Genomic DNA, 22,686 nt, shown 5'->3' with positions numbered 1-22,686 from the left:
GATAACGGCGCTGACGCGTCTTATCCGGCATTTTCATCTTAATTCCTGAACGGCACTGAGTACGTGCTCAACAAACCGCGTCAGCTTAGGCAGCGGACGCAAATCTTGTCGCCACAGTAGATGAATCGGCCGCGGCTGCGGCGTAAACTTTTCCAGTATCCGAACCAGTTTCCCGGTAGCCAACTCTTGCGCCAGCAGCACCTCCGGTTGCAATAACAGTCCGGCCCCCGCTACCGCCGCCATACGCAGGCCATGACCATCGTTACAGCGCAGGATCGCATCACGCTTCCATCTGACTTCACCCGTCACGCCAGGCAGTATCCATTCGTTGCGAGCCGTCCACACGGTATGGGACAGGCACAGATGATCAACCAGATCCGCTGGCGTAAGGGGCGTGCCATGACGGGCAAGATAATCCTTTGATGCACAGATCGCCATACGGTAAGGGCACAGGTATTTCGCCACCACATCAGTCTGATGGATATCGCCAATACGGATCGCCAGGTCGACGCCTTCATTCACCAGATCAACCATCCGGTTGGTCAGATCCAGCTCAATGCGCACTTCCGGCCATGCCTGTAAAAACGCAGCGGCCAGCGGCGAGATAACGCAAGCGCCAAAAGAAGTAGGCGCGCTAATGCGCAGCGTCCCCGCAGGGGCCAGCCGCAGACGCTCTACCGAACGCTCGGCTATCGACACCTGCTCCAGCACGCGGCGGGCTTCTTCAAAATAGACACGCCCGGCATCGGTCAGGCTCTGGCGGCGAGTATTGCGCTCCAGCAGACGCGTGCCAAGCTGTGCTTCCAGTTGGGTGATATATTTTCCCACCATCACCGCAGACATCTCGAGTCTTGTTGCCGCAGAGGTAAAGCTTCCGCTCTCCACCACGGCGATAAACGTTTCCATGCCGCGCAGCTTATCCATATTACAAACCCCTGGTTAGTAATCATCTAACTTATAGCCAGTTTATCCGATTTCATTTTCATTAAAGAATAGTGGCTCACACTATTCTGGAGGTGGTTATGAAAATCGTCATTATTGGTGCCAGCGGTACAGTGGGGCGCGCAGTCACAGAAACGTTAAGCCGTAAACATGAGGTGATCCGCGTAGGTCGCACGCAGGGAGATTACCAGGTCGATATCACCTCGCAGGAGAGTGTCGGGGCATTGTTTGAAAAAGTCGGTCGGGTAGATGCGATCGTTTCCGCCACCGGCAACCTGTTCTTTGGCCCGCTGTCGACAATGACCGACGAGGACTTTAATCAGGGATTACAGGATAAGCTGTTAGGCCAGATACGTCTGGCATTAACCGGGCAACATTTCCTCAATGATGGCGGCTCGATTACGCTAATTAGCGGCATTATCGCCCATGAACCCATCGCACAAGGGGCGAATGCGGCAACGATCAATGCCGGGCTGGAAGGATTTGTGCGCGCTGCTGCCTGTGAGCTAGGTCGTGGTCAGCGCATAAACCTGATAAGCCCAACCGTACTCAGTGAATCCGCCGAAGCATACGATGGTTTCTTCCCAGGCTTTGAAAGCGTCCCCGCCGCTACCGTTGCCAACGCCTATCGCCGCAGCGTGGAAGGCATCCAAACCGGACGCATTTATAAAGTCGGTTACTGACTTTGCTGCTGCCGTTGAGTTACCCTCAGCGGCGCATAATTAACTCTTTGTTTTAAAATAACATTACCTGTCATCCCTTCTCCTCCCCGCACTTAACCTCACTTTTTATAATGTTAAATAATTGTTGTTTTTGATCACAAATAATAAACAAATAAGCCCATTCTGTGCGCGTTTTTCAAAAATGTAGATATTTTTAATTTATGGCTACGAAACGAGCTGCGCCATATCTCCCTGACAATCTACTGAGAGGAACGATTTGATGAACGCACTGACTGCCGTAAAACCGAACGCTGATGATCCAGCCCAGCACTACAGCGGTTTCACGTTGAAACCATCAGCCCAGTCCCCACGCCTGCTGGAGCTGACTTTTTCCGCTGAGACCACTGAGCAATTTCTGAAAGCCGTAGCGCAGTGGCCGGTGCAGGCACTGGAATACAAATCCTTCCTGCGCTTCAAAGTGGGCAAGATCCTCGACGACCTGTGCGGTAATCAGTTGCAGCCTTTGCTGCTGAAAACGTTGCTCGATCGTGCCGAAGGCGCACTACTGATCAACGCCGTTGGCGTGGATGATGTGGCACAGGCTGAAGAGATGGTCAAGCTGGCGACGGCGGTAGCGCATCTTATCGGGCGCTCCAATTTTGATGCGATGAGCGGTCAATACTATGCCCGTTTTGTGGTGAAAAACGTTGATAACTCAGACAGCTATCTGCGCCAGCCGCACCGTGTAATGGAGCTGCATAACGACGGAACCTACCTCGAAGAAATCACCGACTATGTGCTGATGATGAAGATTGACGAGCAGAACATGACCGGCGGTAACTCGCTGCTGCTGCACCTCGACGACTGGGAACATCTGGATCAGTACTTTACCCACCCGCTGGCGCGTCGCGCCATGCGCTTTGCCGCACCGCCAAGCAAAAACGTCAGCCAGGAAGTGTTCCATCCGGTGTTTGACGTTGACCAGCAGGGCCGCCCGGTGATGCGCTACATCGACCAGTTCGTCCAGCCAAAAGATTATGAAGAAGGCGTCTGGCTGAGCGATTTGTCCGATGCGTTGGAAACCAGCAAGGCCATTATTTCCGTTCCGGTTTCAGTCGGTAAATTCCTGTTAATCAACAACCTGTTCTGGTTGCACGGTCGCGATCGCTTCACCTCGCATCCTGACCTGCGCCGCGAACTGATGCGCCAGCGTGGTTATTTCGCTTACGCGACAAACCACTACCAGACCCATCAGTAAGCGCGAAGGAATAAAGCGGATGTATGATTTTGTGATTATTGGCGGCGGCATTATCGGCATGTCGACCGCCATGCAGCTGATTGATGTCTATCCGGACGCCAGAATCGCGCTGCTGGAAAAAGAGTCCGGCCCGGCCTGTCATCAGACGGGCCACAACAGCGGCGTAATTCATGCCGGGGTCTATTACACCCCCGGCAGCCTGAAGGCGCAGTTTTGCCTGGCCGGAAATCGCGCCACAAAAGCCTTTTGCGATCAAAACGGCATCCGCTACGACGTCTGCGGAAAAATGCTGGTTGCCACCTCCGAACTGGAAATGGAGCGCATGCGCGCGCTGTGGGATCGCACCGCCGCTAACGGCCTTGAGCGCGAATGGCTGAATGCGCAGGAGCTTCGCGAGCGTGAACCCAACATCACCGGGCTGGGCGGTATTTTTGTTCCGTCGAGCGGGATCGTCAGCTACCGCGAAGTCACCGCTGCGATGGCGAAGATATTTCAGGCCAAAGGCGGTGAGATTATCTACAACGCTGAGGTCAGCGCGCTAAAAGAGCACGCTGCGGGCGTTGTCGTACATACCCGTCAGGGTCAGGAATTTGAGGGAGCGACGCTGATCAGCTGCTCTGGCCTGATGGCGGACCGACTAGTGAAAATGCTCGGCGTTGAACCCGGCTTTATCATCTGTCCGTTCCGTGGCGAATATTTCCGTCTGGCGTCAGAACATAACCAGATAGTCAACCATCTGATCTACCCCATCCCCGACCCGGCGATGCCGTTTCTCGGCGTTCATCTGACCCGGATGATTGACGGCAGCGTCACCGTGGGCCCCAACGCGGTACTGGCATTTAAACGTGAAGGCTACCGTAAACGCGACTTCTCGCTCAGCGATACGCTGGAGATCCTCAGCTCTTCCGGCATTCGTCGCGTGCTGCAAAACAACCTGCGCTCAGGACTTGGCGAAATGAAGAATTCGCTGTGCAAAAGCGGTTATCTGCGGCTGGTACAAAAGTACTGCCCGAGTCTGACGCTCAAGGATCTGCAGCCCTGGCCTGCAGGCGTGCGGGCACAGGCTGTGTCGCCGGACGGCAAGCTAATCGACGATTTCCTGTTTGTCACCACGCCACGCTCAATTCACACCTGTAACGCGCCTTCTCCGGCAGCAACGTCGGCGATCCCTATCGGCGCGCATATTGTCAGCAAAGTTCATGCGCTGCTGGAGAACCAGAGTAATCCCGGACGCACGCTGCGTGCGGCACGTAGCGTGGAAACATTACACGCCGCATTCACCCGTTAAAACGATTTAGACAGGACGCAATTATGCAACTTAACGATCCAACCTTATTTCGCCAGCAAGCACTGATCGACGGCAACTGGCGTGACGCCAACAGCGGCGAGACCATCGCGGTGACCAACCCCGCCAACGGTCAGCAATTAGGTAGCGTACCGAAAATGGGGGCGGATGAAACCCGCGAAGCGATTAACGCCGCTAACCGCGCTCTGCCCGCCTGGCGTGCGCTGACCGCCAAAGAGCGGGCCAACATCCTGCGCCGCTGGTTCAACCTGATGATTGAGCATCAGGACGATCTCGCCCGTCTGATGACCCTGGAACAGGGTAAACCGCTGGCAGAAGCCAAAGGTGAAATCACCTATGCCGCTTCCTTTATTGAGTGGTTTGCCGAAGAGGGCAAACGTATCTATGGCGATACGATCCCCGGCCACCAGGCCGACAAACGCCTAATCGTCATCAAACAGCCGATCGGCGTTACCGCCGCGATTACGCCGTGGAACTTCCCCGCGGCGATGATTACCCGCAAAGCCGGTCCGGCGCTGGCGGCTGGTTGCACAATGGTGCTTAAACCGGCCAGCCAGACCCCCTACTCCGCACTGGCGCTGGCAGAGCTTGCCAATCGCGCCGGGATCCCGGCAGGCGTTTTCAGCGTGGTGACCGGTTCAGCGAGCGCAGTCGGCAACGAGCTGACCGGCAACCCGCTGGTACGCAAGCTGTCATTTACCGGCTCAACCGAAATTGGCCGTCAGTTAATGCAGCAGTGCGCCAAAGACATCAAAAAAGTGTCGCTGGAGCTGGGCGGCAATGCGCCGTTTATCGTCTTTGACGATGCCGATCTCGATAAAGCCGTAGAAGGCGCACTGGCATCGAAGTTCCGTAACGCTGGCCAAACCTGTGTCTGCGCCAACCGCCTGTACGTGCAGGACGGCGTGTATGACCGTTTTGCCGAAAAACTCCAGCAGGCAGTGAGCAAACTGCACCTCGGTGATGGTCTGCAGCCTGACGTCACTACCGGGCCGCTGATCGACGAGAAAGCGGTAGCCAAAGTGCAGGAACACATCGCCGATGCTCTGGATAAAGGCGCGCGCATTATCGCGGGTGGCAAACCTCACGCACTCGGCGGCAACTTCTTCCAGCCCACCATTTTGGTGGATGTGCCTGATAACGCGAAGGTCGCCAAAGAAGAGACATTCGGCCCGCTGGCTCCGCTGTTCCGGTTTAAGGACGAGGCTGACGTCATCGCTCAGGCCAATGACACCGAGTTTGGTCTGGCCGCCTATTTCTACGCCCGTGATTTGAGCCGCGTCTTTCGCGTTGGCGAAGCGCTGGAATACGGCATTGTCGGGATTAACACCGGCATTATCTCCAACGAAGTCGCCCCGTTTGGGGGAATCAAAGCCTCCGGTCTTGGCCGTGAAGGATCGAAATACGGCATCGAAGACTACTTAGAAATCAAATATATGTGCATCGGCCTTTAATAAAATAAATACTGGAGAACACCTGATGAGCACCAACAAAGAACTTATGCAACGTCGCAGCAACGCCGTTCCCCGTGGCGTAGGACAAATCCACCCTATTTTTGCCGAGCGTGCAGAAAACTGTCGAGTCTGGGACGTTGAAGGCCGTGAATTCCTCGATTTTGCTGGCGGTATTGCGGTGCTGAACACCGGCCACCTGCACCCGCAGATCGTCTCTGCGGTAGAAGCACAGTTGAAAAAGCTGTCCCATACCTGTTTCCAGGTGCTGGCCTATGAGCCGTACCTGGAGCTGTGCGAAATCATGAATAAGAAAGTGCCGGGCGATTTCGCCAAAAAAACCCTGCTGGTGACAACCGGCTCGGAAGCGGTGGAAAACGCGGTGAAAATCGCCCGCGCCGCCACCAAACGAACCGGCACTATCGCCTTCAGCGGCGCTTACCACGGTCGAACCCACTACACCCTGTCGCTGACCGGGAAAGTAAACCCGTACTCTGCAGGAATGGGGTTAATGCCGGGCCACGTGTATCGTGCGCTTTATCCTTGCCCGCTGCACGGCATCAGTGAAGACGATGCTATCGCCAGCATTCACCGTATCTTCAAAAATGATGCCGCTCCGGAAGACGTTGCCGCCATCGTGATTGAGCCCGTCCAGGGCGAAGGTGGTTTTTACGCCGCCTCTCCTGCTTTTATGCAACGTCTACGCGCCATTTGTGACGAGCACGGCATCATGCTGATTGCCGATGAAGTACAGAGCGGCGCGGGCCGTACCGGTACGCTGTTCGCTATGGAGCAGATGGGCGTTGCGCCCGATCTCACCACCTTCGCCAAATCTATCGCCGGTGGCTTCCCGCTGGCGGGAGTGACCGGACGCGCCGAAGTCATGGACGCAATCCCACCGGGCGGTCTGGGCGGTACCTATGCCGGTAACCCGATTGCCTGTGCCGCCGCACTGGCGGTACTGAATATTTTCGAACAGGAAAATCTGCTGCAAAAAGCCAACGAGCTGGGGCAAACCCTGCGCGAAGGCCTGCTGGCTATCGCGGAAACCCACCGCGAGATTGGCGATGTACGCGGGCTGGGAGCGATGATCGCAATCGAACTGTTTGAAGACGGCGATCACACGAAACCAGACGCCAAACTGACCGCGGAAATCGTCGCGCGTGCGCGCGATAAAGGGCTGATTCTGCTCTCCTGCGGACCTTACTACAACGTACTGCGCATTCTTGTCCCACTGACCATTGAAGATGCCCAAATCCGCCAGGGGCTGGACATTATCGCTCAGTGTTTTGCCGAAGCGAAGCAGGGTTAACACCGCATTCGACCAATAAAAAACGCAATCCTCAGGCCGGATAAGGCGGAGCCGCCATCCGGCAGACAGGGTCAATAACAATAAATACGCGTGCCCCGGCGCGGGAATGCCGGGGTGCTCTCCCAAGTGAAATACTTTCGAGAGGTTTAAAAGATGGGGCAAGTGTCACAATCACATGATTTAGGGGGCGGGCTGAAATCACGCCACGTCACCATGCTGTCTATTGCCGGGGTTATCGGCGCAAGTTTGTTTGTGGGTTCAAGCGTGGCGATTGCAGAAGCCGGTCCCGCAGTATTACTGGCCTATCTGTTCGCCGGATTGCTGGTGGTGATGATTATGCGCATGCTGGCCGAAATGGCCGTTGCCACCCCGGATACCGGTTCCTTTTCCACCTACGCCGATAAGGCCATCGGGCCGTGGGCGGGTTATACCATCGGCTGGCTGTACTGGTGGTTCTGGGTGTTGGTTATCCCGCTGGAAGCGAATATCGCCGCCATCATTCTGCACTCCTGGGTTCCAGGCATTCCTATCTGGCTGTTTTCTCTGGTTATCACGTTGGCATTAACCGGCAGTAATTTGCTGAGCGTCAAAAATTACGGTGAGTTCGAGTTCTGGCTGGCGCTGTGCAAAGTGATTGCCATACTGGCGTTTATCACTCTCGGCGCGGTGGCGATTAGCGGTTTCTACCCCTATGCCGAGGTCAGCGGAGTTTCGCGCCTGTGGGATCAGGGCGGCTTCATGCCCAACGGCTTTGGCGCGGTGATCAGCGCGATGCTAATCACCATGTTCTCCTTTATGGGCGCAGAGATTGTTACCATCGCCGCCGCCGAGTCCGATACCCCGGATAAGCACATCGTCCGCGCCACCAACTCGGTTATCTGGCGTATCTCCATCTTCTATCTGTGCTCTATTTTCGTGGTCGTCGCGCTGATTCCGTGGAACATGCCGGGACTGAAAGAGGTGGGCTCTTACCGCTCGGTGCTGGAGTTACTGCATATCCCACACGCGAAGCTGATCATGGACTGTGTCATATTGCTGTCGGTAACCAGTTGTCTGAACTCCGCGCTGTATACGTCCTCGCGTATGCTTTACTCCCTGAGCCGTCGTGGCGATGCTCCCGCCTTTATGGGTAAAACGAACCGGAGTAAAACGCCTTATGTGGCGGTGCTGCTGTCTACGGGTGCCGCGTTCCTCACCGTGGTGGTCAACTATTACGCCCCGGCCAAGGTGTTCAAATTCCTGATCGACAGCTCCGGTGCCATCGCCCTGCTGGTTTATCTGGTGATTGCAATTTCCCAACTGCGGATGCGCAAAATCCTGCTGGCGCGAGGCGGTGAAATTAAACTGAAAATGTGGCTCTATCCGTGGCTTACCTGGCTGGTAATCGCCTTTATTATCTTTGTGCTGGTGGTGATGCTCTTTCGCCCGGCTCAACAACTGGAAGTTATCTCTACCGGGTTGTTAGCCATAGGAATTATTTGCACCGTGCCTATTATGTCACGCTGGAAAAAACTGCTATCGTGGCAAAAAGCACCGTTGCAAAATACGCATTAAACCTTTTCCCGGCGCAGGCCGGGAAAACCGTTCAGGAGTAAGACCATGACCGCCATTCCCCAACCGACGGCCATTGATGGATACCGCTGGCTGAAAAACGACATCATCCGCGGTGTGTATCAGCCTGATGAAAAACTGCGTATGAGCCTGCTGACCTCACGCTATGAGCTTGGCGTGGGACCGCTACGCGAAGCGCTTTCGCAGTTGGTTGCCGAGCGGCTGGTCACGGTGGTCAATCAGAAAGGGTATCGTGTCGCCCCAATGTCCGAACAGGAGTTGCTCGATATTTTCGATGCCCGCGCCAATATGGAAGCCATGCTGGTCGCGCTGGCCATTGAACGCGGCGACGACGCCTGGGAAGCTGAAATTCTGGCGCGGGCGCATATGCTCGGCAAGCTTGAAGCCGTTGACGCCAGTGAACAGATGCTCGACGAGTGGGATCAGCGCCATCAGGCTTTTCATTCGGCAATTGTCGCTGGCTGCGGTTCACAGTATCTGCTGCAAATGCGCGAACGGCTATTCGATTTGGCGGCGCGCTACCGGTTTATCTGGCTGCGAAAGACGGTGCTGTCGGTGGAGATGTTGGAAGATAAACACGATCAGCACCAAACGCTGACCGAAGCAATTCTGGCACGCGATGCTGCACGTGCCAGCGAATTAATGCGCCAGCACCTGCTGACGCCCATTCCGATTATTCAACAAGCGATGTCCGGCAAATTGCTGACGCAATAAGCCTGAACATTCTTATTGTTCTGGAATACGCAAAACCTGCCCTGGATAAATTTTATCCGGGCTTTTAAGCATCGGTTTATTCGCTTCAAATATCTGGTTATACAGGTTGGCGTTACCGTATACCTGTTTGGCAATAGCGCTCAGGGTATCTCCTGATTTTACGGTATAAAACTGGCTTTCACTCGCCGGTGCAGAAGTTTTTACCTGATCGTCGACGCTGGCAATACCAGAGATATTACCAATCGCAATCAGGATTTTTTCTTTCGCTTCCTGACTTAATCCATCGCCAGAAACGGTGGCTTTACCTTCGTTAATTTGGACGTTCACTTTATCCGCATCCGGGATGCCCGTTTTGTTCAGGTGTTCCTGTACCTTTTTTGCCAGATCGGCAGTGTCATGGTTGCCAGTAACCGCATCCCACAGTTTTTCACCCGCATCTTTTACAAAATTAAAGAGTCCCATATCCACCTCGGTAGTTAACAATCAACACCAGGAAGTGTAGCAGAGGAGAAAGAAGCGCAAAGAAAACGGCGCCAGAGCGCCGTAGTAGAAAGGTAATTAGCTACGCGTTTGTATCCAGAAGGCGTGGATCAGACCCGGGATGTAGCCCAGCAGCGTCAGAACAATATTGAGGATAAATGCCCAGCCGAAGCCCTTCCCCAGCAGCACGCCAAGCGGGGGCAGAATAATAGTAAAAACGATTCTCCAGAAACCCATACACACTCCATACAAGCAAAAAGTTACTCATTGTTTAAAAAGAGATTTTATCTCTAAGCATAGTCAGTGTACCTAACTCTGCCAGCCTTCCCCTGCTGTTTTACCCTCCTTTACGCTCTTTACGCTGGCGTACGTTGACCGTTTATTTTAGAATAAGCTTAATTTAGAACATGCTTAAATACATATGACTGAACTTGAACAACTCCAGGCCAGCGCTGAGCAGGCTGCCGCCCTGCTAAAAGCGATGAGTAACCCGAAAAGGTTGCTGATTTTGTGCATGCTCTGCGGCTCACCCGGTACCAGCGCGGGCGAATTAGCCCGTGTTACCGGCCTGAGTCCTTCCGCCACTTCGCAGCATCTGGCGCGTATGCGTGAAGAGGGCCTGATAGACAGCCAACGCGATGCCCAGCGCATCCTGTACTCCATCAAAAATGCGGCCGTGAATTCACTGATCGCCACATTAAAAACACTGTATTGCCCATAAGGAGCCATCATGACCATTGGGACGATTTCCCCGCGCGAGGCGCAGACGCTGGTCGCACAAGGCGCAAAACTGATTGATATCCGCGATGCTGACGAGTATCTGTACGAGCATATTCCGGAGGCGCATCTGGCGCCATTACCTACGCTAGAGCAGGGATCGCTGCCTGCGAATTTACGCGCCGGGCAGGTGATTTTTCACTGCCAGTCAGGCAAACGTACACAAAACGCGGCGACAAAACTGAACGCTATTGCCGCGCCTGCGCAGGTCTGGTTGTTGGAAGGTGGTATTGACGGCTGGAAAGCCGCAGGTTTTCCGGTGGCAAAAGATCGTTCACAACCGTTACCGCTGATGCGCCAGGTGCAGATAGCCGCCGGCAGCCTTGCCTTACTCGGCGTCATTCTGGGCTACACCGTTAGCAGCGCCTTCTTCCTGCTGAGCGGTTTCGTGGGCGCCGGGCTAATACTCGCTGGCGTGACCGGCTTTTGCGGCATGGCGCGATTGCTGGATATCATGCCCTGGAACCGACGTACTCATTAAGCGGTAATCATTGAAACTGCGCTGTACCCGCTGATTGACGTGATCTATGGTGAGTTCTGCGATAAATAAAGGAGAGCAATATGTTTAAACCTGGCGATCTGGTTCAACCACGCATGGGTGGACCTAAACTGAAAGTTGTCGAAGTCAATGGCGATCACATTGTGGCGGTACACGCCAGTAATGAAAGCGGCGAAAAATTCACGCTAAAAGCAGCTGACGTGACGCGATATACCGAAGAGGGTGATTTTGGCGTTTGCTGAAAATAAGCGGTGAGGTCGCCCTCACCGCATTAATAATCAGATCAAAAAGTCATCAAGAGATTTACCGGCAGCCAGTGCCTGGGCAATTGGCTTCGGTGTGCGACCTTGTCCGGTCCATGTTTTTGTTTCACCATTGAGATCGGTAAAACGATATTTCGCCGGGCGCGGCTGACGTTTTTTAACTGAACGTGCCGTCGCAGGCGTCATGCTCAGTAGCTCTTCCGGATTGATCCCGTCTGCCTGCATCAGCGCCAGCAAAGTATTAATTTTTTCCTGCTGTTCTGCACGTTGGCGCTGTAGTTGCTCTTCTTCATCGCGGCGTTCTTTGGTCACTACCCTGAATTTTTCAAGCATATCTTCCAGCACGTCAACGGAAAATTCACGAGCCATTGCACGCAGCGAGCGGATATTATTTAAGTTTTTTAACATTGAACTCATATTAACAAAACCTCTTTAACGTAAAACATAAAAACGGTATTACCCTAAATATTGTATGCAACTGCTTATTATATTTCCAGTCTAATTTATTCGCATATTACTAATCAAAAAAGCTAATTCGTGTATTTATCGCATCCATTTTGATATCGCCTATGCGATATATTCTATTCCTCTGCTAGTCGCTATAAATATACTTGCAAGGAGTCTCAGGGTATCACTCGAGAAACAGGCCACAACATCGCGCGGAACCGGTGCGTATACATATTGCACATTAGTCAACATTGAGAAAAGGAGCGCAAAAAATTCAGAAAAACAAATTCCCATAACCCATTGATCTAAAATGCCTTTAATTAAATAAGCAACGAAAATACCAAAACGAACAAAAAACAAACCACCACAGAGCATTTTATCGACAAAAAAGTAATAAATAAAAATTTTAAGCTAGTTGCTAGTTATTATCCAGGCAGATATCCTATTCAAACGCGAAAGCAGCAAGACAAATCACTAGCAAGAAGGTATTCAAAACCTTTTTTTCCCTTATTACAAGGAGCATTAACATGTTCTCTCCGCAGTCACGCTTGCGTCATGCAGTAGCAGACACGTTCGCGATGGTTGTTTATTGTTCTGTCGTGAACATGTTGATCGAAATATTCCTTTCTGGAATGAGCTTCGAACAGTCTCTGTACTCCAGACTGGTGGCTATCCCCGTCAACATACTGATCGCGTGGCCATACGGCATGTATCGCGATTTGTTTATGCGCGCAGCGCGTAAAGCCACGCAAGCAGGATGGGGGAAAAACCTGGCGGACGTGCTGGCTTATGTCACCTTCCAGTCACCAGTGTATGTGATTATTCTTTTGACGGTTGGCGCCGACTGGCACCAGATTACGGCTGCAGTAAGTTCGAACATCGTGGTATCAATGCTGATGGGCGCAGTCTATGGCTACTTTCTTGATTATTGCCGCCGCCTGTTTAAGGTCAGCAGCTATCACCAGGCTAAAGCCTGACAGATCTCTTCGCGACTGGCCCTGCCAGTCGCATTATTAGTTTGAACTAACGTCGCCAAACAACCCACTCAGATAACGCTCAAGCGCAATTCGCGAACTGAAGCCGTGCGGAATACCATAATGTTCGTGAGTCTCTCCGGCTAAATATAGCGGGAATTGCTGGTAGTGATCGCAGGTTTTAATATCCGTCGCAGGTTCCGCCAGCGAAGAGCTGCGCTCTTTTAGCGTGGGATGGATAACTAATGCGGTACGTCCCATACGTGCTTCACGGTTAACGTACACATAATTTTCGCCACGACGATAGCCGTACGTTTTTTGCGTCACTACATCGACGGTAAAGCCCACTTTTTCAAGTACGCGCGCCACCTCATCAGGTCGTAAATACATATATTTTCCTCGTTATCTTTTTTACTGCGGGCTTACCTTACCTGATTCAGCATTAGCAACGCTTTCAGAAAAGTCCATAAACGAGTGGCGATGGTGGGACGAATATCTTAAGAACCGCGCAGAATTATGTCAGCGACATCCGCAGTTGATACGCCGCCTGCTGCGCCATTTCCACCGAGCTGATGTTGGTAAACGACAGCAATATTCCCCCCTTTCCTGCTGAAGTTATTCGCCAGCGGCTTAACGCCTGAACCGCCAGCCCGGCCTGATTCGCTTTGCGCACTAGCGCAACATCATCTCCGTCGACAGTTATCACCAACTGAATCCCTCCTTCCTGAGGAATGACGTTAAATCCTTGTTCGCTCAGCGCGTTTTCCATCCATTGACGTCGCAGGGCATAATTCTGGCGCATACGTTTTAAGTGGCGCCAGAAGTGGCCATCTTGCATAAAATCCGCCAGCGTTTGCTGCCATAAAACCGGAACGCTACAGGCCGTTAGCGCCGCCTGCTGACGAAAATGTTCGACCTGAGTCAGGGGTACCACCAGCCATGCCGTGCGCAAAGCCGGAAACATCGATTTGCTGAACGTTCCGGCATAAATCACCCGCTGGGGCGCATCCAGACTTTTTAGCGGCGGCAACGGTTTACCGTGATAGCGAAATTCACTGTCGTAATCATCTTCAATGATCCACGCCTGTGCCCGAGTCGCCCATTCAAGCAGTTGGTGGCGACGGTCTAATGACAGGGCGACGCCCAGCGGACTTTGGTGTGCGGGTGTGAGCAGCACAAAACGCGCCTGCGGGTAGTCACGGATCCCAGCGCAGACATCCAGGCCATCGGCATCAACTGCCACCGGCATCAGCTCAATGCGCTCCTGAGCCACCACAGGGTGAATCAACGGAAAGCCAGGAGCTTCGACCCACATCCCCTCACCGGGTTGAGACAGAGCGCGCAGGGTTAACGTCATTGATGCCGCGTAGCCTGAAGTAATAAAAATCTGCTCCGGCTGGCACTCAATACTGCGTGAGACGCGCAGGTAATCGACAATCGCCTGACGTAAAACCCGTTCGCCGCAAACATCGCCCACGGCCAGGTCAAAACGCGTTTGGGTGCGTAAACGCCGCCCCATCACCCGCGCCCAGACGTCCCGCGGGAAGAGATCGAGTGCGGGTAATCCCATCTGAAAAGGCTGCGGCCTGGGGTTTTCTCCGGCGAAGATGGCGGGAGACACAGGTGCGTTTTCCGGTCGCAGTTGCTCACTGACAAATGTTCCTGCCTGCCCGCGTCGCGCGAGCCAGCCCTGCGCCACCAGATCTGCATAGGCATTTTCCACCGTCGAACGTGATACCCCCAGCTCCTGGGCCCAGGTCCGACTGGAGGGCAATCTTGTGCCTGGCTTTAGTTCACCTTTCTCAATGGCGTTTTTTAACTGACGGGCGATTTGCTGATAGCGTGGCATTTATGGTCTGCTTTTTTGGCAACAATATGGCTCTCTGTAGCAGTCCATTATAGTGCTACATTGCGGGTCATCCAAACGAGGAGAAATACCATGACAATGTTACGCCAGCCCTATTATGAACTCAGTCCTGAAATCTATAACGCTTTGGTTCAGGCCAGCAAAGCGCTGGAAAACTGCGCGCTGGAACCTACGCTGACGGAACTGATTTACCTGCGAGTCTCGCAAATCAACGGCTGCGCCTTTTGCCTGGAAATGCACAGTAAGGCGCTGCGCAAATCCGGTGTTGCGCAGGCCAAACTGGACGCGCTGGCAGGCTGGCGGGTGAGTCATCACTTCAGCGAGCAGGAGCGTGCGGCGCTGGCGTGGGCCGAATCCGTCACCCATATAGCCAGCACCCATGCCGAAGATGACGTTTATCTGCCGCTGCTCGACCATTTTAGCGCGAAAGAGATTAGCGATCTGACGTTTGCTATTAGCCTGATGAACTGCTTTAACCGTCTGGCGGTAGGGATGCGCATGTGATTCTGCGCTGCCGGATGGCGACATAAACGCCATCCGGCAACCTGCCATAGTTCCTATCACTTCCTCCGTCAGGCTCATCACCCATGCCCTCATCAATCTAAAATTACCATATCTTGTATGGTTGAATCTTTTTAAAACTACATCTAGTATCTCCTCTATCAAGACACACACAACCTGACGCCCTCTATCGCGTCATTCTTTTACTTTTAGATGGAAATACGAATCATGCGCATTGTTATTTACACTCGTAACAACTGTGTTCAGTGCCACGCTACTAAGCGGGCGATGGAAAGCCGCGGGTTTGACTTTGAGATGGTAAACGTCGATTTACACCCCGATATGGCTGATCGCCTGCGCGATCAAGGCTTTCGTCAGTTACCGGTCGTGGTCGCAGGGGAAACCAGTTGGTCAGGATTTCGCCCGGACATGATCAACCGTCTGCGCTCGGCCCCTCAAGTGGCCAGCGCATGAGTCAGCTCGTCTACTTTTCCAGCAGCTCCGAAAATACGCACCGCTTCATGCAGCGTCTGGGGCTGCCTGCCATCCGCATTCCGCTTAACGAACGCGAGCGGATCCGGGTAGACGAACCTTACATTTTAATCGTGCCCTCCTACGGTGGCGGCGGTACAGCTGGCGCGGTCCCGAGACAGGTGATCCGCTTTTTAAACGATACGCACAACCGGGCGTTAATCCGTGGAGTGATCGCCTCCGGCAATCGCAATTTCGGAGACGCCTACGGTCGCGCGGGTGATGTCATCTCACAAAAATGCGGCGTGCCGTGGCTCTATCGCTTTGAGCTGATGGGCACCCAAAGCGATATCGACAACGTGCAAAAAGGAGTGAGCGAATTTTGGCAACGACAACTGCAGAACGTGTAGAACAGCAGACGCTGGATTATCACGCCCTGAACGCCATGCTGAATCTGTACGATAAGGCCGGGCGCATTCAGTTCGACAAAGACCATCAGGCGGTGGAGGCATTCTTTACCGCCCACGTCCGCCCCAACTCGGTGGCGTTTGCCAGCCAGCAGGCGCGTCTGGACACGTTGGTGGATGAAGGCTATTACGATGCCAGCGTGTTAGCCCGCTACGATCGCGCGTTTGTGCTGAAGCTATTCGCCCACGCCCACGCCAGCGGATTCCGTTTCCAGACGTTCCTCGGCGCATGGAAGTTCTACACCAGCTATACGCTGAAAACGTTCGACGGGAAGCGCTATCTCGAAGACTTTGAGGATCGCGTAACGATGGTGGCGCTCACGCTGGCGCAGGGCGATGAAGCGCTCGCTCTGCAACTGACCGATGAAATGCTCTCCGGGCGTTTTCAACCCGCCACGCCAACCTTTTTAAACTGCGGTAAACAGCAACGCGGCGAGCTGGTTTCCTGCTTCCTGTTACGCATTGAAGACAACATGGAGTCAATTGGACGGGCGGTCAACTCGGCGCTGCAACTCTCCAAACGCGGCGGCGGCGTGGCATTTTTGCTCTCTAACCTGCGTGAGGCGGGTGCGCCCATTAAGCGCATTGAGAACCAGTCCTCTGGGGTGATCCCGGTAATGAAAATGCTGGAGGATGCGTTTTCTTATGCGAATCAATTAGGGGCGCGTCAGGGTGCGGGCGCGGTGTATCTGCACGCGCATCATCCGGATATTTTGCGTTTTCTCGATACCAAACGTGAAAACGCCGACGAGAAAATCCGTATCAAAACGCTCTCGCTTGGAGTGGTGATCCCGGATGTCACCTTCCAGTTAGCCAAAGAAAATGCCCAAATGGCGCTGTTTTCACCGTATGACGTGGAACGAATTTACGGCAAACCATTCGGTGATATCGCCGTAACTGAACGGTATGACGAACTGGTTGCCGACAAACGAGTGCGCAAAAAATACATTAACGCCCGCGATTTCTTCCAGCGGCTGGCCGAGATCCAGTTCGAGTCCGGCTACCCTTACATCATGTTTGAAGACACGGTGAATAGCGCCAATCCGATTGCCGGTCGAATCAATATGAGCAACCTGTGCTCGGAGATTTTGCAGGTTAATAGCGCTTCCACCTACGATGAAAACCTCAATTACGCACAAACAGGGCACGATATATCCTGCAACCTCGGCTCGTTGAATATCGCTCATACCATGGATTCGCCAGACTTTGGACGCACCGTGGAAACGGCGGTTCGCGGTTTAACGGCCGTTTCGGACATGAGCCATATCCGCAGCGTACCCTCAATTGAGGCCGGGAACAGCGCATCGCACGCTATCGGTCTTGGGCAGATGAACCTGCACGGGTATCTGGCGCGGGAAGGTATCGCCTACGGCTCACCTGAAGGGCTGGATTTCACCAATCTCTATTTCTACACCATCACCTGGCATGCGCTGAATACGTCGATGAAGCTCGCCCGGGAACGCGGCAAAACCTTTGCCGGATTCAGACAGTCCCGCTACGCCAGCGGTGAGTATTTTAACCAGTATCTGCAGGGCGACTGGCAGCCAAAAACTGCCAAGGTTCGCACACTGTTTGCCGCCAGCGGCATTACGCTGCCAACGCGCGAAATGTGGTCGCAGCTGCGTGAAGATGTCATGCGCTACGGCATTTATAACCAGAATTTACAAGCGGTTCCGCCAACGGGTTCTATCTCCTACATCAACCATGCGACATCAAGCATTCACCCGATCGTGTCAAAAGTGGAGATTCGCAAAGAGGGCAAAACCGGGCGCGTTTACTACCCTGCCCCGTTTATGACCAATGAGAATCTGGCCTTGTATCAGGATGCCTACGAGATTGGTCCACAAAAAATCATTGATACCTACGCTGAAGCAACGCGGCATGTCGATCAGGGGCTTTCACTGACGCTCTTTTTCCCCGATACCGCCACCACTCGCGATATCAACAAAGCGCAAATTTACGCCTGGCGTAAAGGCATCAAATCGCTGTATTACATCCGACTACGCCAGTTGGCGCTGGAAGGAACCGAAATCGAAGGTTGCGTGTCATGCGCGCTGTAAGGAGGACAACATGACATTATCCCGCGTGAGTGCCATCAACTGGAACAAGATTGAGGATGATAAAGATCTCGAGGTTTGGAATCGCCTGACCAGTAACTTCTGGTTACCGGAAAAGGTCCCGCTCTCCAACGATATCCCGGCCTGGCAAACGTTGAACGCCGCCGAACAGCAGCTGACTATCCGCGTTTTTACCGGGCTGACGCTGCTCGACACTATTCAGAACATAGCCGGTGCGCCAGCATTGATGGCCGATTCGTTAACGCCGCATGAAGAGGCGGTGCTATCGAATATCAGCTTTATGGAAGCGGTGCACGCCCGTTCGTACAGCTCAATTTTCTCCACTCTTTGCCAGACCAAAGACGTGGATGCGGCTTACGCGTGGAGTGAAGAAAATACCCCACTCCAGCGCAAGGCACAGATCGTTTTGACACATTACGCCAGCGACGAACCGTTGAAGAAAAAAATTGCCAGCGTATTTCTGGAATCCTTCCTGTTCTATTCCGGCTTCTGGTTGCCAATGTATTTCTCCAGCCGAGGAAAACTGACCAATACCGCCGATCTCATTCGTCTGATCATTCGTGATGAAGCCGTTCACGGGTATTACATTGGTTATAAATATCAAAAAGGTCTGGAGCACATTTCTGAATCCGCACGCGAGGAGTTAAAGAATTTTGCCCTCGATCTGCTGATGGAATTGTATGATAACGAAGCGCGTTATACGGAAGAATTGTATGCAGAAACCGGCTGGGTGGATGACGTCAAAGCCTTCCTTTGCTACAACGCCAATAAGGCATTAATGAATTTGGGGTATGAGGCATTATTCCCGCCAGAAATGGCGGAGGTTAACCCGGCAATCCTTGCTGCGCTGTCGCCCAACGCTGACGAAAACCACGATTTCTTCTCGGGTTCCGGCTCATCATACGTGATGGGAAAAGCTGTCGAAACCGAAGACGACGACTGGAATTTCTAGCACTCATTTCCGCGGGAAATACCGTACATTTTTCGCGGAAATATTTTAACAGGATCACACTTTTGTCGTGCAAATATAATTGTGTGATCTACACTCAATATCAGACGCATTATTCGCCTGCATTTCAGCAATTCAGGCGACTTTTCATTGCCATTTACAAAAAATATTACCCCATTCACATTCGCGCTCAGCCCTTATATCACGGGAAGTCCCGCCACATGGCCTTCGGCAATATTCGTGCCACAAACAAATTCAGGGTTGTCTCAGATTCTCAGTATGTTAGGGTAGAAAAAGGTCACTATTTCCATCAGGTAATATATCGATATAAACAAATAACAGGAATCATTCTATTGCATGGCAATTAAATTAGAAGTTAAAAATCTCTATAAGATATTTGGAGAGCATCCGCAGAGAGCCTTCAAATATATTGAAAAAGGACTTTCAAAAGAGCAGATTCTGGATAAAACAGGGCTATCGCTTGGCGTTAAGAACGCCAGTCTGGCCATTGAAGAAGGCGAGATATTTGTCATCATGGGATTATCCGGTTCGGGTAAATCCACAATGGTACGCCTTCTCAATCGCCTGATTGAACCCACCCGCGGGCAAGTATTGATTGACGGCGTAGACATCGCCCGGATATCCGATGCTGAGCTTCGCGAGGTGCGCAGAAAAAAGATTGCGATGGTTTTCCAGTCCTTTGCCCTGATGCCGCACATGACGGTCCTGGACAATACGGCATTCGGCATGGAATTAGCCGGTGTTGGCGCGGATGAACGTCGTGAAAAAGCGTTAGATGCGCTGCGTCAGGTTGGTCTGGAGAATTATGCTCACGGATACCCGGATGAACTTTCCGGAGGGATGCGCCAGCGTGTGGGCCTCGCCCGTGCATTAGCCATTAACCCTGACATCTTATTAATGGATGAGGCCTTTTCTGCCCTCGATCCGTTAATTCGTACCGAGATGCAGGATGAACTGGTAAAACTACAGGCGAAACATCAACGTACCGTGGTCTTTATTTCCCACGATCTCGACGAAGCTATGCGTATTGGCGACAGAATTGCCATTATGCAAAACGGTGAAGTGGTCCAGGTCGGCACGCCAGATGAAATCCTGAATAATCCGGCCAATGATTATGTACGCACCTTCTTCCGCGGCGTTGATATTAGCCAGGTCTTTAGTGCCAAGGATATTTCACGTCGTAGCCCTGAAGGTTTAATTCGTAAAACGCCCGGGGTCGGTCCACGTTCAGCGCTGCAATTATTGCAGGACAAAGATCGCGAATATGGTTACGTGATCGAGCGCGGCAATAAATTCGTCGGCGTTGTCTCTATCGACTCTTTAAAAACAGCATTAAGTCAGGCGCAAGGTATTGAAGCAGCATTGATCGATGAGCCGTTAGCCGTGGATGCACAAACTCCTCTCAGCGAGTTGCTTTCTCATGTCGGCCAGGCCCCGTGCGCGGTGCCGGTTGTTGATGAGGAACAACAGTATGTGGGCATCATTTCAAAACGCATGCTGTTACAGGCTTTAGATCGTGAGGGGGCAAACAATGGCTGATCAAACCAATCCGTGGGATACCACACCAGCGGCCGACAGTGCCGCACAAACCGCCGATGCCTGGAGTACGCCATCAGGCGCGCCAGCTGACGGCGGTGGCGCAGACTGGCTGACCAGCGCACCCGCGCCGGCGCCAGAGCATTTCAATATTATGGATCCGTTCCATAAAACGCTGATCCCGCTGGATAGCTGGGTCACAGAAGGGATCGACTGGGTCGTTACCCATTTCCGTCCGGTCTTCCAGGGCATTCGAGTCCCGGTGGATTATATTCTCAACGGCTTCCAGCAGCTTCTGTTGGGTATGCCAGCCCCGGTGGCGATTATCCTGTTCGCTCTGATTGCCTGGCAGATTTCCGGCGTTGGAATGGGCGTTGCTACGCTGATTTCATTGATTGCAATCGGGGCCATCGGCGCGTGGTCGCAGGCCATGATCACCCTGGCGCTGGTACTTACCGCGCTGCTGTTCTGCGTGGTGATCGGTCTACCGATGGGGATCTGGTTGGCGCGCAGTCCACGGGCAGCAAAAATTGTTCGTCCGCTGCTGGACGCCATGCAAACCACACCTGCGTTCGTCTATCTGGTGCCGATCGTCATGCTGTTTGGTATCGGCAACGTCCCGGGCGTGGTGGTGACGATTATCTTCGCCCTGCCGCCAATCGTGCGTCTGACCATTCTGGGGATTAACCAGGTGCCAGCCGACTTGATTGAAGCCTCGCGCTCATTTGGCGCCAGCCCGCGTCAGATGCTGTTTAAAGTCCAGCTCCCGCTGGCGATGCCTACCATTATGGCCGGGGTCAACCAGACGCTGATGCTGGCGCTCTCAATGGTCGTCATCGCGTCGATGATCGCCGTCGGCGGACTGGGTCAGATGGTTCTGCGCGGAATCGGTCGTCTGGATATGGGGCTTGCCACCGTCGGCGGGGTTGGGATCGTGATCCTCGCCATCATTCTCGACCGCCTGACGCAGGCTGTCGGTCGCGACGCCCGTAGCCGTGGCAACCGTCGCTGGTACACCACCGGTCCCGTTGGGCTTATCACTCGCCCATTCACGAAGTAATTCACCCGCTGCCCGGTGGCGTATTGCTTACCGGGCCTATACGTCCCTCCAATAATTAAGGAACAACGATGCGACAGAACGTCATTATTGCCACAGCGTTTGCCACCCTTGTCTCCACCAGCACTTTCGCTGCCGATCTGCCAGGCAAAGGCATCACTGTACAGCCAATCCAGAGCACTATCTCTGAAGAATCCTTCCAGACGCAACTGGTCGCCCGTGCGCTGGAGAAACTGGGTTATACCGTTAACAAAACAAGCGAAGTTGACTACAACGTCGGCTATACCTCCATTGCCTCTGGCGATGCAACTTTTACCGCTGTGAACTGGCAGCCGCTGCATGATGATATGTATGCCGCAGCGGGCGGAGACAAAAAGTTCTATCGCGAGGGGGTATTCGTTACGGGTGCCGCGCAAGGTTATCTGATCGATAAAAAAACCGCTGAGCAGTATAAAATCACCAACATTGCCCAGTTAAAAGATCCGAAGATCGCCAAAATCTTTGACACCAACGGCGACGGAAAAGCAGACATGATGGGCTGCTCGCCGGGCTGGGGCTGCGAAGCGGTGATCAACCACCAGAACAAAGCCTTCGATCTGGAAAAAACCGTCGAGGTCAGCCACGGTAACTATGCGGCAATGATGGCTGACACCATTACCCGCTTTAAAGAAGGCAAACCCATTCTTTACTACACCTGGACACCGTACTGGGTGAGCGACGTAATGAAACCGGGTAAAGATGTGGTCTGGCTGCAGGTGCCGTTCTCTTCCCTGCCAGGCGAGCAGAAAGACATTGATACCAAGCTGCCAAACGGCGCCAACTACGGCTTCCCGGTGAACACTATGCATATCGTCGCCAACAAAGCCTGGGCGGAGAAAAACCCGGCTGCGGCGAAACTGTTTGCCGTCATGAAGCTGCCGCTGGCGGATATCAACGCGCAGAACGCGATGATGCACGACGGGAAAGCATCTGAAGCCGACGTGCAGGGTCACGTTGACGGCTGGATCAAAGCCCACCAGCAACAGTTTGATGGCTGGGTGAAAGAAGCGCTGGCTGCGCAGAAATAACCCCCTCGTAGGCCT

Annotated in this window: 25 protein-coding genes; 19 read left to right on the top strand and 6 right to left on the bottom strand. The window is 53.2% G+C overall.

Translation table 11 applies throughout. From position 1 onward, the window contains the following. Positions 1 to 33: 33 nt before the first annotated feature. The gene (locus tag ABIE10_RS20765; protein WP_080859119.1) at positions 34 to 924 is read right to left on the bottom strand and encodes a LysR family transcriptional regulator; all 891 of its coding nucleotides are present in this window, start codon (positions 922 to 924) and stop codon (positions 34 to 36) included. A 98-nt stretch (positions 925 to 1,022) separates the two neighbouring features. On the opposite strand from ABIE10_RS20765, the gene ABIE10_RS20760 reads away from it, so the two are divergent. From ABIE10_RS20760 to csiR, 7 genes are all read left to right on the top strand, one after another. Next, on the top strand, positions 1,023 to 1,625 hold the full coding sequence (locus ABIE10_RS20760; protein ID WP_016154131.1) for a short chain dehydrogenase: 603 nt from the start codon (positions 1,023 to 1,025) through the stop codon (positions 1,623 to 1,625). Positions 1,626 to 1,884: 259 nt separating this feature from the next. Next, positions 1,885 to 2,862 (top strand): glutarate dioxygenase GlaH, encoded by a 978-nt coding sequence (glaH, locus tag ABIE10_RS20755; RefSeq protein ID WP_016154132.1) that lies wholly within the window; start codon positions 1,885 to 1,887, stop codon positions 2,860 to 2,862. Positions 2,863 to 2,881: 19 nt separating this feature from the next. After that, positions 2,882 to 4,150, top strand: a complete 1,269-nt coding sequence (gene lhgO, locus ABIE10_RS20750; protein WP_016157289.1) for an L-2-hydroxyglutarate oxidase — start codon at positions 2,882 to 2,884, stop codon at positions 4,148 to 4,150. Between the two features lie 23 nt (positions 4,151 to 4,173). Further along, positions 4,174 to 5,622 (top strand): NADP-dependent succinate-semialdehyde dehydrogenase, encoded by a 1,449-nt coding sequence (gene gabD / locus ABIE10_RS20745; protein WP_016154134.1) that lies wholly within the window; start codon positions 4,174 to 4,176, stop codon positions 5,620 to 5,622. 25 nt (positions 5,623 to 5,647) lie between these two features. Then, positions 5,648 to 6,931, top strand: a complete 1,284-nt coding sequence (gabT, locus tag ABIE10_RS20740) for a 4-aminobutyrate--2-oxoglutarate transaminase (protein WP_101700153.1) — start codon at positions 5,648 to 5,650, stop codon at positions 6,929 to 6,931. Positions 6,932 to 7,084: 153 nt separating this feature from the next. Further along, complete coding sequence (gene gabP, locus ABIE10_RS20735; RefSeq protein ID WP_016154136.1) at positions 7,085 to 8,485, top strand: GABA permease; 1,401 nt, start codon at positions 7,085 to 7,087, stop codon at positions 8,483 to 8,485. Positions 8,486 to 8,530: 45 nt separating this feature from the next. Further along, positions 8,531 to 9,217 (top strand): DNA-binding transcriptional regulator CsiR, encoded by a 687-nt coding sequence (csiR, locus tag ABIE10_RS20730; protein ID WP_049270954.1) that lies wholly within the window; start codon positions 8,531 to 8,533, stop codon positions 9,215 to 9,217. 12 nt (positions 9,218 to 9,229) lie between these two features. Here csiR and lysM read toward each other — a convergent pair whose 3' ends face one another. Further along, a complete protein-coding gene (gene lysM, locus ABIE10_RS20725; RefSeq protein ID WP_016154138.1) occupies positions 9,230 to 9,679 on the bottom strand; it encodes a peptidoglycan-binding protein LysM in 450 nt (149 codons plus the stop codon). Between the two features lie 96 nt (positions 9,680 to 9,775). After that, positions 9,776 to 9,934, bottom strand: a complete 159-nt coding sequence (locus tag ABIE10_RS20720) for a YqaE/Pmp3 family membrane protein (protein WP_049270951.1) — start codon at positions 9,932 to 9,934, stop codon at positions 9,776 to 9,778. 184 nt (positions 9,935 to 10,118) lie between these two features. On the opposite strand from ABIE10_RS20720, the gene ABIE10_RS20715 reads away from it, so the two are divergent. From ABIE10_RS20715 to ABIE10_RS20705, 3 genes are all read left to right on the top strand, one after another. Then, positions 10,119 to 10,418, top strand: a complete 300-nt coding sequence (locus ABIE10_RS20715; RefSeq protein WP_016154139.1) for an ArsR/SmtB family transcription factor — start codon at positions 10,119 to 10,121, stop codon at positions 10,416 to 10,418. Between the two features lie 9 nt (positions 10,419 to 10,427). After that, the gene (locus ABIE10_RS20710) at positions 10,428 to 10,955 is read left to right on the top strand and encodes a rhodanese family protein (RefSeq protein WP_016154140.1); all 528 of its coding nucleotides are present in this window, start codon (positions 10,428 to 10,430) and stop codon (positions 10,953 to 10,955) included. Positions 10,956 to 11,035: 80 nt separating this feature from the next. Further along, a complete protein-coding gene (locus ABIE10_RS20705) occupies positions 11,036 to 11,215 on the top strand; it encodes a hypothetical protein (RefSeq protein ID WP_016154141.1) in 180 nt (59 codons plus the stop codon). Between the two features lie 36 nt (positions 11,216 to 11,251). On the opposite strand, the gene stpA is transcribed toward ABIE10_RS20705, so the two are convergent. Next, complete coding sequence (gene stpA / locus ABIE10_RS20700; RefSeq protein ID WP_019077523.1) at positions 11,252 to 11,653, bottom strand: DNA-binding protein StpA; 402 nt, start codon at positions 11,651 to 11,653, stop codon at positions 11,252 to 11,254. A 557-nt stretch (positions 11,654 to 12,210) separates the two neighbouring features. Between stpA and alaE the strand changes: the two genes are divergently transcribed. Then, positions 12,211 to 12,660, top strand: coding sequence for an L-alanine exporter AlaE (gene alaE / locus ABIE10_RS20695; protein WP_016154144.1), 450 nt, complete (start codon positions 12,211 to 12,213; stop codon positions 12,658 to 12,660). Positions 12,661 to 12,696: 36 nt separating this feature from the next. Here the strand turns inward: alaE and ABIE10_RS20690 are convergent, their stop codons facing one another. Beyond that, positions 12,697 to 13,047, bottom strand: a complete 351-nt coding sequence (locus ABIE10_RS20690) for a DUF2002 family protein (protein WP_016154145.1) — start codon at positions 13,045 to 13,047, stop codon at positions 12,697 to 12,699. A gap of 124 nt (positions 13,048 to 13,171) precedes the next feature. Next, a complete protein-coding gene (locus tag ABIE10_RS20685) occupies positions 13,172 to 14,506 on the bottom strand; it encodes a PLP-dependent aminotransferase family protein (protein WP_429156905.1) in 1,335 nt (444 codons plus the stop codon). Positions 14,507 to 14,596: 90 nt separating this feature from the next. Between ABIE10_RS20685 and ABIE10_RS20680 the strand changes: the two genes are divergently transcribed. From ABIE10_RS20680 to proX, 8 genes are all read left to right on the top strand, one after another. Next, complete coding sequence (locus tag ABIE10_RS20680; RefSeq protein ID WP_016154147.1) at positions 14,597 to 15,028, top strand: carboxymuconolactone decarboxylase family protein; 432 nt, start codon at positions 14,597 to 14,599, stop codon at positions 15,026 to 15,028. Positions 15,029 to 15,253: 225 nt separating this feature from the next. After that, a complete protein-coding gene (gene nrdH, locus ABIE10_RS20675; RefSeq protein WP_016154148.1) occupies positions 15,254 to 15,499 on the top strand; it encodes a glutaredoxin-like protein NrdH in 246 nt (81 codons plus the stop codon). After that, positions 15,496 to 15,906 (top strand): class Ib ribonucleoside-diphosphate reductase assembly flavoprotein NrdI, encoded by a 411-nt coding sequence (gene nrdI / locus ABIE10_RS20670; RefSeq protein WP_016154149.1) that lies wholly within the window; start codon positions 15,496 to 15,498, stop codon positions 15,904 to 15,906. Before nrdH ends, nrdI begins: the two co-directional genes overlap by 4 nt. Continuing rightward, positions 15,879 to 18,023, top strand: coding sequence for a class 1b ribonucleoside-diphosphate reductase subunit alpha (nrdE, locus tag ABIE10_RS20665; protein WP_103847968.1), 2,145 nt, complete (start codon positions 15,879 to 15,881; stop codon positions 18,021 to 18,023). The genes nrdI and nrdE overlap by 28 nt, the downstream gene beginning before the upstream one ends. Positions 18,024 to 18,033: 10 nt before the next feature. Then, positions 18,034 to 18,993, top strand: coding sequence for a class 1b ribonucleoside-diphosphate reductase subunit beta (nrdF, locus tag ABIE10_RS20660; RefSeq protein WP_019077528.1), 960 nt, complete (start codon positions 18,034 to 18,036; stop codon positions 18,991 to 18,993). 354 nt (positions 18,994 to 19,347) lie between these two features. Next, the gene (gene proV, locus ABIE10_RS20655) at positions 19,348 to 20,550 is read left to right on the top strand and encodes a glycine betaine/L-proline ABC transporter ATP-binding protein ProV (RefSeq protein WP_016157301.1); all 1,203 of its coding nucleotides are present in this window, start codon (positions 19,348 to 19,350) and stop codon (positions 20,548 to 20,550) included. After that, entirely contained in the window at positions 20,543 to 21,607 is a 1,065-nt protein-coding gene (gene proW / locus ABIE10_RS20650) for a glycine betaine/L-proline ABC transporter permease ProW (RefSeq protein WP_016157302.1), read from the top strand. The genes proV and proW overlap by 8 nt, the downstream gene beginning before the upstream one ends. A gap of 68 nt (positions 21,608 to 21,675) precedes the next feature. Then, entirely contained in the window at positions 21,676 to 22,671 is a 996-nt protein-coding gene (proX, locus tag ABIE10_RS20645) for a glycine betaine/L-proline ABC transporter substrate-binding protein ProX (protein WP_016154154.1), read from the top strand. The last annotated feature ends 15 nt before the right edge of the window (positions 22,672 to 22,686 follow it).

It is taken from the genome of Citrobacter sp. 506 (assembly GCF_050434985.1).
GTDB classification, from domain to species: Bacteria; Pseudomonadota; Gammaproteobacteria; order Enterobacterales; family Enterobacteriaceae; genus Citrobacter; species Citrobacter braakii.
Note: the sequence above shows the minus strand (reverse complement) of the source record. Positions and strands in the feature narration are given on the sequence as shown.

Excerpts from the sequence above, each read along its gene's own strand:
- ABIE10_RS20765 (WP_080859119.1), bottom strand. The coding sequence starts at position 924 with ATGGATAAGCTGCGCGGCATGGAAACGTTTATCGCCGTGGTGGAGAGC.
- ABIE10_RS20760 (WP_016154131.1), top strand. The coding sequence starts at position 1,023 with ATGAAAATCGTCATTATTGGTGCCAGCGGTACAGTGGGGCGCGCAGTC.
- glaH (WP_016154132.1), top strand. The coding sequence starts at position 1,885 with ATGAACGCACTGACTGCCGTAAAACCGAACGCTGATGATCCAGCCCAG.
- lhgO (WP_016157289.1), top strand. The coding sequence starts at position 2,882 with ATGTATGATTTTGTGATTATTGGCGGCGGCATTATCGGCATGTCGACC.
- gabD (WP_016154134.1), top strand. The coding sequence starts at position 4,174 with ATGCAACTTAACGATCCAACCTTATTTCGCCAGCAAGCACTGATCGAC.
- gabT (WP_101700153.1), top strand. The coding sequence starts at position 5,648 with ATGAGCACCAACAAAGAACTTATGCAACGTCGCAGCAACGCCGTTCCC.
- gabP (WP_016154136.1), top strand. The coding sequence starts at position 7,085 with ATGGGGCAAGTGTCACAATCACATGATTTAGGGGGCGGGCTGAAATCA.
- csiR (WP_049270954.1), top strand. The coding sequence starts at position 8,531 with ATGACCGCCATTCCCCAACCGACGGCCATTGATGGATACCGCTGGCTG.
- lysM (WP_016154138.1), bottom strand. The coding sequence starts at position 9,679 with ATGGGACTCTTTAATTTTGTAAAAGATGCGGGTGAAAAACTGTGGGAT.
- ABIE10_RS20720 (WP_049270951.1), bottom strand. The coding sequence starts at position 9,934 with ATGGGTTTCTGGAGAATCGTTTTTACTATTATTCTGCCCCCGCTTGGC.
- ABIE10_RS20715 (WP_016154139.1), top strand. The coding sequence starts at position 10,119 with ATGACTGAACTTGAACAACTCCAGGCCAGCGCTGAGCAGGCTGCCGCC.
- ABIE10_RS20710 (WP_016154140.1), top strand. The coding sequence starts at position 10,428 with ATGACCATTGGGACGATTTCCCCGCGCGAGGCGCAGACGCTGGTCGCA.
- ABIE10_RS20705 (WP_016154141.1), top strand. The coding sequence starts at position 11,036 with ATGTTTAAACCTGGCGATCTGGTTCAACCACGCATGGGTGGACCTAAA.
- stpA (WP_019077523.1), bottom strand. The coding sequence starts at position 11,653 with ATGAGTTCAATGTTAAAAAACTTAAATAATATCCGCTCGCTGCGTGCA.
- alaE (WP_016154144.1), top strand. The coding sequence starts at position 12,211 with ATGTTCTCTCCGCAGTCACGCTTGCGTCATGCAGTAGCAGACACGTTC.
- ABIE10_RS20690 (WP_016154145.1), bottom strand. The coding sequence starts at position 13,047 with ATGTATTTACGACCTGATGAGGTGGCGCGCGTACTTGAAAAAGTGGGC.
- ABIE10_RS20685 (WP_429156905.1), bottom strand. The coding sequence starts at position 14,506 with ATGCCACGCTATCAGCAAATCGCCCGTCAGTTAAAAAACGCCATTGAG.
- ABIE10_RS20680 (WP_016154147.1), top strand. The coding sequence starts at position 14,597 with ATGACAATGTTACGCCAGCCCTATTATGAACTCAGTCCTGAAATCTAT.
- nrdH (WP_016154148.1), top strand. The coding sequence starts at position 15,254 with ATGCGCATTGTTATTTACACTCGTAACAACTGTGTTCAGTGCCACGCT.
- nrdI (WP_016154149.1), top strand. The coding sequence starts at position 15,496 with ATGAGTCAGCTCGTCTACTTTTCCAGCAGCTCCGAAAATACGCACCGC.
- nrdF (WP_019077528.1), top strand. The coding sequence starts at position 18,034 with ATGACATTATCCCGCGTGAGTGCCATCAACTGGAACAAGATTGAGGAT.
- proV (WP_016157301.1), top strand. The coding sequence starts at position 19,348 with ATGGCAATTAAATTAGAAGTTAAAAATCTCTATAAGATATTTGGAGAG.
- proW (WP_016157302.1), top strand. The coding sequence starts at position 20,543 with ATGGCTGATCAAACCAATCCGTGGGATACCACACCAGCGGCCGACAGT.
- proX (WP_016154154.1), top strand. The coding sequence starts at position 21,676 with ATGCGACAGAACGTCATTATTGCCACAGCGTTTGCCACCCTTGTCTCC.